9 protein-coding genes are annotated in these 12,340 nt (G+C 66.5%); 3 read left to right on the top strand and 6 right to left on the bottom strand.

The genetic code is table 11. From position 1 onward, the window contains the following. Positions 1 to 2: 2 nt before the first annotated feature. The 5 genes from C8E96_RS08810 to C8E96_RS08790 all read right to left on the bottom strand — a co-directional run bounded on the left by C8E96_RS08810 (position 3) and on the right by C8E96_RS08790 (position 6,329). Complete coding sequence (locus C8E96_RS08810; RefSeq protein ID WP_228770107.1) at positions 3 to 1,196, bottom strand: glycosyltransferase family 2 protein; 1,194 nt, start codon at positions 1,194 to 1,196, stop codon at positions 3 to 5. Further along, positions 1,193 to 2,149: an NAD-dependent epimerase/dehydratase family protein gene (locus tag C8E96_RS08805; RefSeq protein WP_091380482.1), complete on the bottom strand. Its 957-nt coding sequence runs from the start codon at positions 2,147 to 2,149 to the stop codon at positions 1,193 to 1,195. Before C8E96_RS08805 ends, C8E96_RS08810 begins: the two co-directional genes overlap by 4 nt. A gap of 56 nt (positions 2,150 to 2,205) precedes the next feature. Next, positions 2,206 to 3,435, bottom strand: a complete 1,230-nt coding sequence (locus tag C8E96_RS08800) for a hypothetical protein (RefSeq protein ID WP_133794278.1) — start codon at positions 3,433 to 3,435, stop codon at positions 2,206 to 2,208. An 82-nt stretch (positions 3,436 to 3,517) separates the two neighbouring features. Next, positions 3,518 to 4,756 (bottom strand): hypothetical protein, encoded by a 1,239-nt coding sequence (locus C8E96_RS08795; RefSeq protein ID WP_133794276.1) that lies wholly within the window; start codon positions 4,754 to 4,756, stop codon positions 3,518 to 3,520. Between the two features lie 265 nt (positions 4,757 to 5,021). Continuing rightward, positions 5,022 to 6,329 carry a lipopolysaccharide biosynthesis protein gene (locus tag C8E96_RS08790; RefSeq protein ID WP_133794273.1) on the bottom strand — a complete coding sequence of 436 codons (1,308 nt, stop codon included), beginning with the start codon at positions 6,327 to 6,329 and terminating at the stop codon, positions 5,022 to 5,024. Between the two features lie 41 nt (positions 6,330 to 6,370). On the opposite strand from C8E96_RS08790, the gene lhgO reads away from it, so the two are divergent. From lhgO to C8E96_RS08775, 3 genes are all read left to right on the top strand, one after another. Continuing rightward, positions 6,371 to 7,564 carry an L-2-hydroxyglutarate oxidase gene (lhgO, locus tag C8E96_RS08785; protein WP_091380497.1) on the top strand — a complete coding sequence of 398 codons (1,194 nt, stop codon included), beginning with the start codon at positions 6,371 to 6,373 and terminating at the stop codon, positions 7,562 to 7,564. A 129-nt stretch (positions 7,565 to 7,693) separates the two neighbouring features. Then, positions 7,694 to 8,461, top strand: a complete 768-nt coding sequence (locus tag C8E96_RS08780; protein ID WP_091380500.1) for a methyltransferase domain-containing protein — start codon at positions 7,694 to 7,696, stop codon at positions 8,459 to 8,461. 326 nt (positions 8,462 to 8,787) lie between these two features. After that, positions 8,788 to 10,107 (top strand): SdrD B-like domain-containing protein, encoded by a 1,320-nt coding sequence (locus C8E96_RS08775; protein WP_166657924.1) that lies wholly within the window; start codon positions 8,788 to 8,790, stop codon positions 10,105 to 10,107. A 944-nt stretch (positions 10,108 to 11,051) separates the two neighbouring features. Here the strand turns inward: C8E96_RS08775 and serS are convergent. Then, a complete protein-coding gene (serS, locus tag C8E96_RS08770) occupies positions 11,052 to 12,314 on the bottom strand; it encodes a serine--tRNA ligase (protein ID WP_091384307.1) in 1,263 nt (420 codons plus the stop codon). Positions 12,315 to 12,340: the final 26 nt, after the last annotated feature.

Raw genomic sequence — 12,340 nt, 5'->3', positions numbered from 1 at the left:
GCTCAGTCCTCGCCGATCTTGGTCAGGCTCAGGGTGAAGCTCACGGTGATCAGCTGGAAGCCCGCCACCATCAGCACCATGCCCAGGATGGGCACCCGCATGGTCTGCACGACGTCGAGTTCGCCGAATCCCGCGGCTCCCCAGATGCTCAGGGCCACGATGAAGCAGGTGATCCCGCCCGCGAGGAGGAGCAGGCCGATCCACAGGCCGCGCTCGAGCGACGCCTTGGCTATTCGCAGGATCATCCGGCCCGATGGCGGTGGCAGCAGCCCCAAGTGCGCGGCGTAGGACCGGGCCACGACCGCGAGACTCATGCCTTGCAGGCCGAGCACGAACATCGTGGCGCACGCCAGCATCGTGTGCAGACCGAAGCCGACGCCCGCGAGCCGCTGCGGGCCGAACGACAGCCACAGCATCCCGATCAGGCCGATGCCCTGCAGCGCGATCGACGGGTAGTACAGCAGCCACCGCGGGCTGAACGCGAGCAGGAAGCGCAGGTGCCGCCAGCCGTCGCGCCAGGTCCGCAGGTGCGGTGCCCGGGTGCGACCGTCGGGGCGCAGCGTCGTCGGCACCTCGCGGATCTTGAAGTGGTTGAGCGACGCGCGCACGACCATCTCGCTGGCGAACTCCATGCCCGAGGTGCGCAGGCCGAGCTCCAGGATGCGGTCGCGGCGGAACGCGCGGATCCCGCAGTGGAAGTCGCCCACCGGGATCCGGAAGAACAGCCTGCCCAGCCGCGAGAGCACCGGGTTGCCCAGGTAGCGGTGCAGGAACGGCATGGCGCCTTCGGCGATCCCGCCCTGGAAGCGGTTGCCCATCACCAGGTCGGCGCCGCCGCGAAGCGCTTCGAGGAAGCCGCCGATGTCGTCGAGCGCGTAGCTGTCGTCGGCGTCGGCCATCAGGACGTACTCGCCGCCCGCGGCCTCGATGCCCGCGGCGAGCGCGGCGCCGTAGCCGCGGCGGGGCACGTCGACGACCCGGGCGCCGTTGGCCCGCGCGATGTCCTGCGACCCGTCGGTGGAGCCGTTGTCGGCGACGATGACCTCGCCCGCCACACCGAGACTCCGCAGCGATTCCCGCGCCTTGCGCACGCACGTCTCAAGGGTTTCGGCCTCATTGAGGCACGGCAGCACGATCGACAGCTCCAGGACGGTGGGAACCGCCTGGGCGTCGGTCGCGGATTTGGACATGGTCATGATGGAAGTGCTCCTCGTGGTCCCCCGCGGAAGAAGTCGACGGTGCGGCGCACGCCCTCGGCGATGTCGACTTCCGGTTTCCAGCCCAGTTCACGTTCTGCGGCGCTCGCGTCCAGCGCCGACGCCCGCAGGTCGCCGAGGCGGGCCGGGGCGAACTCCGGCTCATCCGGCGCGCCCGCCGCGTTCGCGACCAGGGTGTGCAACTCACGGTCGGAGACCTGGACGCCAGTGCCGATGTTGTAGCGGCGCGCGGTTCCCACCTCGCCGGACGCGGCGATGAAGGCGGAGACGACATCCTCGACGTAGACGTAGTCGCGGGTGTTGCCGCCGTCGCCGAACACCTTGGTCGGCTTGCCGTTCAGCAGGGCCCCGGCGAAGATCGCCACGACTCCCGCCTCACCGTGTGGATCTTGCCGTGGTCCGTAGACGTTGGCCAGTGCCAAATGCGTGCACTGCAGGCCGTAGAGCTGGTGGTAGGTGTCGAGGTAGACCTCGCCACTGACCTTGCTCGCCGCGTACGGCGACTTCGGGTTGATCGGCTGCGACTCCGCGACCGGCAGTTCGTCGGGGGTGCCGTAGATCGAGCCACCGGAGGACGCGAACAGCACCTTGCGCACCCCGGCCTTGCGCGCCGCCTCGGCGACGTTGACCGTCCCGAGCACGTTCTGCGCGACGTCGAGCAGCGGCTCGGCGACGCTGACCCGCACGTCGACCTGAGCGGCCAGGTGGAACACCACCTCAGGGCGCGCCTCGGCGACGACCGCGTGCAGCTCCGGCCCGGTGATGTCGAGTTCGCGCAGCTCACAGCGTCCGGTGGCGAGCGCGCCGGCGAGGTTGTGGGCATTGCCGCGGCTCAGGTTGTCGACGACGGTCACCTCGTGCCCGTCGCGCAGGAGGCGGTCGACCAGGGTCGACCCGATGAACCCGGCCCCGCCGGTGACAAGCGCGCGCATGGCCCAACTATGCCTCATGGGTCGCGGCCCTTTTGAGGACCACCCGTCCGCATTCGTCACAGGGTCTTCGAAGCGACGCCCGGGTCGGCAAAATAGCCGGAGAGGTCGACGATGATGTCGACGTAACCAGCATTGTTGTAGATCTGGATGCTCTGCTCAGCACCTAGGCCGGCAACCGCCATGTTCGCCGCGGTCTGGCCCGCGACCAGATTCAGGTGTGAGGCCGCTTTGGGCTTGGGAGATCCGGTGGGCCAGATCATCACGTAGGTACTCGTGGTGGTGTTGGTGCCCGCCACGTTGCACACCATGCTCGCCGCCGACGCCGGGAGAATGCCCGCCAGACTCACAGAGTGAGTCTCGGCCTCGCCGATTCCCCTGCCGGGACGCGTATCGAGAATCCTTCTCGGCGTGACCGGGTAAAAGGACAGGCCTCTGTCACTCGCATAGAAACCGGTTGGGTCGACGATGAGATGAACCGACCCAGAATGGTTATATAGTGCGACCTTCCGGTCCCTGCCGAGTGCCACGGTGACTTGATTGGGAGTCGCCTCGCCGTTCAACAGGTACAGGTGTGAGACATTTGGCCGAGAGCGTCCGTTGGGCCACGCGATGACATGCGTCTGCTTTGTGGCGCTGACGCCGGCGAGGTTGAAGGTCACCGCCGTCGCGGTTTCGGGCACCATCGCGGAGAAGTCCACGGTGATGACGCCGCCGGGGCCGACCGGCGCCCCTGATCGAGTGTCGAGGACTCGGCCCGTGGACAGCCGCGTGAGGCCCGATCCCACCGAATCGGATGTGTAGTACCCGGCGAGGTCGACGATCACGTGAACCTTGCCGGTGTTGTTGTACACCTTGAGGGCGCTGTCAACGCCGATGGCAACCGTGGCACCATTCGCGCGGGTGTGGCCGCGGCTGAGGTTCAGCGTGGAGACCGAGGGGCGTTCGGCTCCATCGGGATAAGCGACGAGGTACGTGTTCTCCGTCGCCTCCGCGCCAGTCACGTTCAACACCGCCGCCACAGCGGAGGTGGGAACGTATCGGGCCAGCGAAACCTTCGCGACTCCGCTGGGCCCCAACGGGGCGCCGCCGGTCACGCTCGTCGCATCCCGGGAGTCGAGGACTCGAATCGGCTCCAGAGGGACGAACCGCGCGCCTGCGCTCTCGGCTGCTACTCCCTGCCGGGGATGCGCATGGTCGGGGAGAGCATTGCCCGTACCAGTCAAACTGCCGAACATTCCGATGACAACACAGACCAGTAACCGCACGCGGAAGGATCTGGTCTTCATCGTGTCCTCCAGTCCGACGAAGCTTGGGCCCGCGAACGGGCCCAAGCGGCGTCGGCGGGTCATCCGGCTGGCGCCAGATGCATCAATACCCGAAGTAGCCCGAGATGTCGACGATCAGGTCGACATGGCCCGAGTTGTTATAGAACGACACGGCGGGGAGGTTGTACTCACTGTCCACACCGATTCCGGCCGTCACCATGTTCGGTGCGGTCTGGCCGGGCGCCAGGTTCAAATTCGACGCGGTGGACTTCGGTTGCCCAGCGGGCCAGACGGTGACGAAAGTGTCCCTAGTCGTGTTGGTACCGGCCACGTTGCACACGAACGCCTTCACCTCAGGGGCGAGGCCGTCGTAGATCAAATTGAAGCTGTCCGGGCCTCCCAGCCCGTCGTTGTTGGTCCTGGTGTCATAGCTGCGAACCGGGGCGAACGGGTAGAACAGCAGTGTCGATGAGGGCGAGTAGTACCCGGAGAGATCCACGATGAGGTGTGCGGATCCCGCGTTGTTGAACAGCGAGATCTTCCGGTCACTGCCCAGGGCGACCGTGACATGGTTCGGCGTGGCCACGCGCGGCGCCAAGTTCAAACTCGCCGCGTTCGGCTGAGCGCTTCCGGTCGGCCAGGCGGTGACATGGGTGCTCTGCGTGGCGTCGACGCCTGCCAAGTTGATCGTCACGGCAGTGGCCGCGGGATCGACCTTCCCTGTGAAGTCGACCTCAATGGTCTTTCCCGGACCGACGACGCCAGTCCCCTCGCGGGTGTCGAGGACCCGGACAGGCGAGACCGTCGTGAACGGACTGCTGTTGGTCGTGGACTCCGTGTAGTAACCGGCGAGGTCCGCGATCAAATGAGTTGTGCCTGCGTTGTTGTAAAGCGCGATCTTGCGGTCCAACCCGATCTCCGACACCACCGCGTTGGATCGGGTCTCGCCACGTGCGAAGTTCAGGTTCGACGCGGTCGGTTGCGGAATGCCGAACGCCCACACCGTCACAAACGTGTCCGCTGTCGGGCTCGTTCCAGCCACGTTCATCACGACGGCGACCGCGTCGTCGGGAACCTTGCCGACCATCGACACATCGATGGCCTTTCCAGCGCCTACCGGCGACGTGCCAGGAACACCCGTCGCGTAGCGGGTGTCGAGCACTCGCAGGGGTGCCATCGGAACAAACCGGGTTCCCCCCTCAACCGCGGCAGCCGCGACGCTGGCCTGCAACTCGCCTACCGCCGCCGCCGGCGCGGGCGCGCTTGACGCGCCTGCATCAGTGGCCAATGCGGAGAGGGCCACGGCGGTCGCGACCACCACTCCGGACTTGAAGAGCCCCATCAATTCCCTTTCCGGTGAATGCTCCGATCGCACGACACAGGATGAAGCGTGGAGGACACGCGACAACCACGCGTGCATCGGACATCACTGAAGTCATATATCCCCAGCAGCCGGGCCCCGCCCCGACCGTTTTCGTCGCCAGAGTACCGGAAAGAATGGCCACCGGAACAGGATGTCAGGGGAGATTTCCGTCCCGTCAAACTCTCGGCAGACGCCGCAACCAAGCTCGAGATCCCTTAGGGCGCCGGACGCGTCGCAGAGCCGGTCAACGGCGGTCAGGCCAACTGTCCGCTCGCACGCGGACAGCGTTGACCAGGCTCGCTGCCATGGTCAGCGCGGCTGTGCCGCACCCAGCCAGATGCGCCCACGCGCCCGCTTCCATGGGCGAGAACGGCAGGGAGAGCGACCCGACAAGTACGACGGCACCCAGCGCCCAAGCGACCGTGACGATCCGGTTCTTGCCGAGCGCGAGCAGGGCAGGCATGAGCACTTGGGTGATCAGGATAAGGACCGTGCCGATCGCGAGTAGGCCGACCACGCCGTTGGGCAGCCGGACCTGCGCGCCGAAGAACAGTTCGACCGTTTGCGGGCCCACGAGAAACGCCAGGGCGACCGTGGGTACCCCGATAGCCGCCACGGCGGCGAGGAACTTGCCCAGTGTCGACCGGACGGTCACGAAGTCACCGATAGTCGCCGCTTTTGTCAGAGCGGGCAGCAGCATGGCCTGAACGACCGCGAAGAGCAGCACGGGGACACGGACCAGGACGAACGCCGACGCGAATGCCGCAGCCGTGGGGGTGTCAGCGGCCCCGAGCTTGGCCGTCACCACGATCGGCGCGAGATTGCCCACCAAATGGAATCCGAAGGCCGCGGCCACCATCAGGACCAGCCTGCGCGTCATGGCGCGAACGCCCGCTCCGTCACTGATCTCCGCGAGATCAGTGACCGCCCCCGCGTGCGGCTTGCGCAGCCAAGGCAGTCCCGCGACTACCGCGAGAACGGTGCCCAGTCCGATGGAAATCGCGTAGAAAGTCGCGTCGGGATTGCCCGCGACCACGATGGCCACGCACAGCAGAAGCCGGGTGATCCCCTCGACGACCAGGGTTGCCGCGTATCCCCCGAACCGCTGCATCCCGCCCAGCAATCCCCGGACGAGATACATCACCGTGGACGCGGCCACCGTGATGAGGATCGCGACGAACAGCCCCCACTGGCCTGAAAGAGCCTCATCGGTCAGCAGGGGGCCGATAGCGGCGAGCACTACGGTCACTACCGCCAGCAACCCGCCGCCGACCACGACGGCATTGCGCGCGACGATGCGGAACGAACGGCCGCCTGCCAGCCACGCGCTGGTCGAACGGCTCGTCTCCTGTTCCAGACCGACGAACACGCCGGGCCCGATGATGCTCACGATGAGGTAGAAGCTGACGAGCGCCGCGGCGTCCGCTGTGGAGAAGGCGTGGCCTGCCAGCGCGATAAAGACGTAGCCCGCGATGCCGACCACGACTACGCCCGCGCCCATCAGGACGGCGGGGCCGATCCGCTCCCGAAGGCTCGCAACAGCTGCGTTCACGGTTCGACCGTAGAGAACGCGCGCGGACCTATGCTGCCCGGGTGCGACATGTACTGGTGGTTGGCGGCGGCATCCTCGGACTCGCGACGGCGCGCGAACTTGTAGGGCGCGACCACCTCGTCACGCTGCTGGAAAAAGAGGCAACCTGGGCGGCCCACCAGACCGGACACAACTCAAATGTCGTGCACGCCGGGCTGTACTACGCGCCCGGCTCGTTCAAGGCACGGATGTCCGTGGCGGGTAACAGATCGATGGTCGAATTCGCCCGCGCACACGGGGTCCCAGTCGATGTGTGCGGCAAGCTCGTGGTGGCCACCGACCAAAGTGAACTCCCCGCTCTGGCCGTGCTGGCCGAACGAGCCGCCGCCAACGGCGTTCCGGCCAAGGTGATCTCCGCCGCGCACGCGCGGGAGTACGAGCCTGAAGTGTCGTGCGTGGCGGCATTGCGGGTGGAAAGCACGGGCGTCATCGACTTCCACAGGGTGTGCCTTGCCCTGGTCGAGCTGCTCACCGACGCCGGAGCCGACCTTCGGCTGCGCACCCCGGTTCTCGGCATCCGACCCGGCCGCCGTGGCGGCGTGGAGGTTGCCACGGGAAGTGAGGTGCTGCGGGCGGACGCACTGGTCAACTGCGCCGGACTGCACTGCGACCGCATCGCCCGGATGGCAGGGCTGGAGCCCCAGGCGAAGATCGTCCCATTCCGCGGTGAGTACTACGAACTACGGCCCGACCGGGCGCACTTGGTCCGCGGGTTGATCTACCCCGTCCCGGACGCATCACTGCCGTTCCTAGGCGTGCATCTGACCCGCATGCTCGACGGCACCGTGCACGCAGGCCCCAACGCCGTCCTCGCCCTGCGCCGCGAGGGGTACCGCTGGCGAGATTTGTCCCCATCCGACTTGGCCGAGACCGCCCGCTTCCCAGGGACCTGGCGACTGGCGAAGAAGTACGCCTATCCGATCGGACTCGAGGAGGTTCGCCGGTCATTGTCCAAGCGGCGCTTCGCCGCGAGCCTGGCCAAGCTCGTCCCCGCTGTGGGGGAGGCGGACATCGTGCGCTCGGGGTCCGGCGTCCGGGCACAGGCCCTGCTGCCCGACGGATCCCTGGTCCAGGACTTCCTGATCGAGACCGCGCCGAACCAGGTGCACGTCCTCAACGCCCCGTCACCTGCCGCGACCTGCGCGTTGGAGATCGCCAAACACGTCGCGGACGAGGTGTGGGCCTCGACTGATTGACGGCGGGCAGATCGAGACACCGAGGGCAGGGAACCCCCGAACTCGGCCCGTTCAGGCCGCCAGGGCCCGCAGATGAGTTGACTTGTAGTGTTCGCCCCACACCAGACTCCAGCCGAGGAGCGCCAACCCATGATCTACGTCAACGAGGCGAGCGAACCCCTCAAAGAGAGCCCGTTGTCGCGCCTGCCCGTAAGGCGTCCGGTGGACCGGTACACCTACGTGGTGGAGCAGTGCCGGGGGCAGCGGGTCCTGGATCTCGGTGCGTACGACGAGACCGAGGTGGACCGCGAACAGCACGCGTCATGGCGGTGGCTGCACGCGGAGATCGCTGGTGTGGCCAAGGAAGTGCTGGGGGTCGACGCGTCACCCAAGCTGAAAGACACCGGGGGCGTCGAGACGTCGTGCGGTACGACGATCCGCTACGGCACAGTCGAGAACCTCGACGCCATTCTCGAGGAGTTCCGGCCCGACATCATCGTTGCCGGCGAGCTCATCGAGCACACCCAGGACACCCTGGGGTGGCTTAGCCGGATTGCGGCGCTACATCCGGGCATCCGACTTGTGGCCACGACACCCAATACGACATCCCTGATCAACATGCTGATGACACTGTTCAGCCGCGAGAACGCACACCCTGATCACATCCAGGTTTACTCATTTCGGACTTTGGCCACGCTTGCCAGCCGCGTGCCAGTGAATGATATGAAGATCGTGCCGTATTACTACGATCCGCATCTCTTCTACAGCAGGCTGCCTCGTTTCATGGCCCCGCTGGTGACCGCGATACACGTGTTGTTCCTCAAACCCATGCAGTTCCTGTTCCCCCTCAGTGCGTTCGGCCTGATCCTTGACGGCGTCCTCGGCGACGCCTCGGGCGAGCAGGCGAAGGACGCGTAGCGATCAACTCCGCTAAGCGGCACGACGCCTGGGCACCTGCGACGAGTACTGCGAACTGAAGCCGGACGATCTCGGCTTGGTAACAGCGGCAACCCGCGTGCCCGGTCGGGCGTGTACCGCTCGAAGGCACCACAGACCTGGGGAATTCAGCTCGACCTAAAAGCGCTCGAACACGGCCGTCAAATGCTGACGGCCTATTAGTCGCGCGCTTTTACGGAATGCGAGCGGATAAACGTCTCCGTTGCGTAACGGATAACAACCTTCGGCCGCCCCGGACGCCTTCATTAGTGATCCGCCAAGCGGCGGGAAACATTTGGGGAGAAACGATGTCGAAGAACACCAAGCTCGTATTGCGCGCCACCACGGTCGCCATGATCACCGCCGCCGTCGCCCCCGTGCTGCTTACGGGCACGGCGGCCGCACAGGCTCCCACCACCGAGTTCGGCGGCACCGTGTGGTTCGACCGGGACAGCGACGGAGCTGTCGACGAAGGCGAGCCGGGCCGGGCGGGCGCGGTGGTGAAAGCGAAGGGCGCGGGCGGCGAATTCACCGCGCTGACCGCCGCCGACGGCAAGTACCGGTTCCGCGGCATTCCGTTGGGTGCCTACGAGATCAGCCACTCCGACCCCACGTTCGCCAACACCACGCCGACGTCATTCAAGATCGTCTTGTCGCCCGCCACGACCGCCACCCCAGCCCTGTTCGGCATCCGGGGCGCCACGATCTGCGGCACCGTCTGGCGCGACGCGAATGAGGACGGCCTGCGCCAGGCGGGCGAACCGGTGATCCCGAACAGCGCAGTCGGCCTGGAGTCCGACGGCTCGAACTACCAGAACTCCGGTGTCGACGGAAAGTACTGCCTCACCGACATCGCCGCGGGCCACCAGGTCCTGGGCGCGAACGACCGCGCCTATTTCACCCCCAGCGAAGGCTGGACGCAACAGGGCGGCGACTCCAAGTTCGGCTTCACCACCGGCCGCACCGACCCGATCACCGTCCAAGCGGGCGAGACCATCACCGGCATCGACGCGGGCTACCGCGTCGCCCGGATGGACATGCGCACCTCACAACTACTGATGATCTGGGGCGGCACGACGTATGACATGAAGTCCCCGGACTTCGCCCCAAGCATCCAGGTCGGCGACGAATTCACCATCGTCGGCGGCGTTTACCCGGACGGCAACCTCGCGGAACAACTCCGGGCGAAGCTGACCCTCCCGGCAGGCCTCAAGCTGATGGAGACCTTCGGCGGCATGCCGTCGACCATCCAGGGCCAGTCGGTCGCGGGCGGTTTCGAGGGCCGCAGGCACCCCGGCGCGATCGAGTTCATCGGCGTCACGGTTCGCGTCGAGAGCGCTTTTCAGGCAGCTGACGTGCGGCTTGAGGTCGACAAGGGTGTCTACGCCGATCCCAACTTGGCCAACAACATCCTGACCGCATCCATCGCCGCCATCGAGGCCGAAACCCGCCCGACCACCCCGGCGGCGGCAGCCATCCCGGCGAACACGACCAAGACCACCGTCACCGCATCCTTGGCCGAAACAGGTGCGAACCCCCTGTCCACGGTGGGCACGGGCGTCGCACTGATCGCGGCTGGCGCAGGCGCGTTGTGGTTCACCCGCCGTCGGGCAAGCCTCGATGGCTGATCCAGGGACCTGGAGAGGGCTGGCCGTTCCTGCGAACAACGCAAAGCGACCAGCCCTCCCCACCCCCGGACGAGCGAACTTCCAGGGCCAGTTCCCTATCCCAGGGATGCCCTCGTCCCTACACCTCCGGACATGGTCACTTCGGGGATGCCCTTGTCCCTGCACCCCGGACATAGTCACCTCCGGGGGTGCCCTTGTCCCTGCACCTCCGAACGTGGTCACCTTCGGGGATGCCCTCGTCGTGGCACCTCCGGATGTGGTCACCTTCAGGGACAGCTCTTAGTCCTTAAGCTCCGAACGCGGTCACCTTCAGGGACAGCTCTTAGTCCTTAAGCTCCGAACGCGGTCACCTTCAGGGACAGCTCTTAGTCCTTAAGCTCCGAACGTGGTCACCTTCGGGGACGGCTCTTCGCCCCTGCACTTCCCCCTTGCCCCTCGTCCTGGCCGCTTTTAATTCTCGATCATCGCTGTCAAGGGTCGGCTTGCCGATCGCGCAGCGACGGCCGTCTACGGCCGCCCTTGACAGCGATGATCGAGAATTAAACAATCGCGCCAGAGGGGCCCACCACTTCGCTAAGACCCCGAGTTCTTGGTAGCTCCCAAGGGAAAGTCCCCCTCGGCCACAATTGTTTAACTCTCGATCATCGGCGTCAAGGGCGGCGCAAGCGCCGTCGCTGCGCGATCGGCAAGCCGACCCTTGACACCGATGATCGAGAGTTAAAGATGGCCAGGACGAGGGGGCAGGGGGAAGAGCAGGGATTAAAAGCCAAAGACCGCAAAGGCAACCCACTTGGAGTGGGGCTGTGGGTGGCTGGGTTTGAGCGCGAAGGGCGGCGTTGTAGGCGTTTCGCTGGCCGTTGTTGGCTACTGACCGCGCGTGCGATCTTTGGGTTAGGCCATCTCGATACCGATGGGTGGGCCCGGTGCCGGCCGGGCCCACCTTCTCAGCTGATCGGCTTGAGGACCTCAAGTCCCAAGAACGGTCGAAGCGCCTCCGGGACCACCACTGACCCATCCGCCTGCTGGTGGTTCTCCAGAATCGCCACGATCCAGCGGGTCGTGGCCAGCGTTCCGTTCAGCGTGGCCGCCGTCTGGGGCTTGCCGTTCTCGTCCCGGTAGCGCACGTTCAGCCGGCGGGCCTGGAACGTGGTGCAGTTCGAGGTCGACGTCAACTCGCGGTACGCCTGCTGGGTGGGGACCCAGGCCTCCGAGTCGAACTTGCGGTGGGCGCTGCTGCCCAGGTCGCCGGTGGCCGTGTCGATGATGCGGTACGGCACCTCGATCTTGGCCAGCATCTCCTTCTCCCAGTCCAGCAGACGCTGGTGTTCGGCCTCGGCTTCCTCGGGCCTGCAGTAGGAGAACATCTCGATCTTGTCGAACTGATGGACGCGGATGATGCCGCGGGTGTCCTTGCCATAGGAACCGGCTTCGCGGCGGAAGCAGGAGGACCAACCCGCGTAGCGCTTCGGGCCCTTGGTCAGGTCGATGATCTCGTCGGCGTGGTAGCCCGCCAGCGCGACCTCGGACGTGCCGACCAGGTACAGGTCTTCGTCGCGCAGGCGGTAGACCTCGCTGGCGTGGGAGCCGAGGAAGCCGGTGCCGGCCATGATCTCCGGGCGTACCAGGACCGGCGGGATCATCAGGGTGAAGCCCGCCGCGGTGGCCTGGGCGGCGGCCATGTTCAGCATGGCCAGCTGCAACTGTGCGCCGATGCCGGTCAGGAAGTAGAAACGCGAGCCGGACACCTTCGCGCCGCGTTCCATGTCGAGGGCGCCTAGGCGCATCCCGAGGTCGAGGTGGTCGAGGGGCTCGAAGTCGAAGTGGCGGGGCTCGCCGACGGTCTCCAGGACGGTGTAGTCGTCCTCACCACCCACCGGTGCGGCCGGGTGGACCAGGTTCGGGATCGCGCGGTGCAGGTCGGCGAAGGTGGCCTCCGCGTCGCCCTGTTCGGCCTCGGCGGCCTTGACCTCGTTGGACAGCTCCTTGCCCTTGGCCAGTAGCGCGTCGCGCTCCTCGCCGCGGGCCTTGCCCACCTGCTTGCCGAAGGTCTTCTGTTCGGCGCGCAGGTTGTCGGCGCGGGAGATGGCGGACCGCCTGCGTTCATCGGCCGCCAGCAGGCTGTCGACGACGGCGGGGTCCTCGCCGCGGGCGCGCTGCGAGGCGCGCACGGTCTCCGGGTCTTCGCGCAGAACCTTGAGGTCAATCACGGGATGTGAGCGTAGTAGGCGCCCAC

Source organism: Actinokineospora alba (genome assembly GCF_004362515.1).
GTDB lineage: Bacteria > Actinomycetota > Actinomycetes > Mycobacteriales > Pseudonocardiaceae > Actinokineospora > Actinokineospora alba.
Note: the sequence above shows the minus strand (reverse complement) of the source record. Positions and strands in the feature narration are given on the sequence as shown.

Coding starts and splice junctions, on each gene's coding strand:
- C8E96_RS08805 (WP_091380482.1), bottom strand. CDS start 2,149: ATGCGCGCGCTTGTCACCGGCGGGGCCGGGTTCATCGGGTCGACCCTG.
- C8E96_RS08800 (WP_133794278.1), bottom strand. CDS start 3,435: ATGAAGACCAGATCCTTCCGCGTGCGGTTACTGGTCTGTGTTGTCATC.
- C8E96_RS08780 (WP_091380500.1), top strand. CDS start 7,694: ATGATCTACGTCAACGAGGCGAGCGAACCCCTCAAAGAGAGCCCGTTG.
- C8E96_RS08795 (WP_133794276.1), bottom strand. CDS start 4,756: ATGGGGCTCTTCAAGTCCGGAGTGGTGGTCGCGACCGCCGTGGCCCTC.
- C8E96_RS08775 (WP_166657924.1), top strand. CDS start 8,788: ATGTCGAAGAACACCAAGCTCGTATTGCGCGCCACCACGGTCGCCATG.
- C8E96_RS08810 (WP_228770107.1), bottom strand. CDS start 1,196: ATGACCATGTCCAAATCCGCGACCGACGCCCAGGCGGTTCCCACCGTC.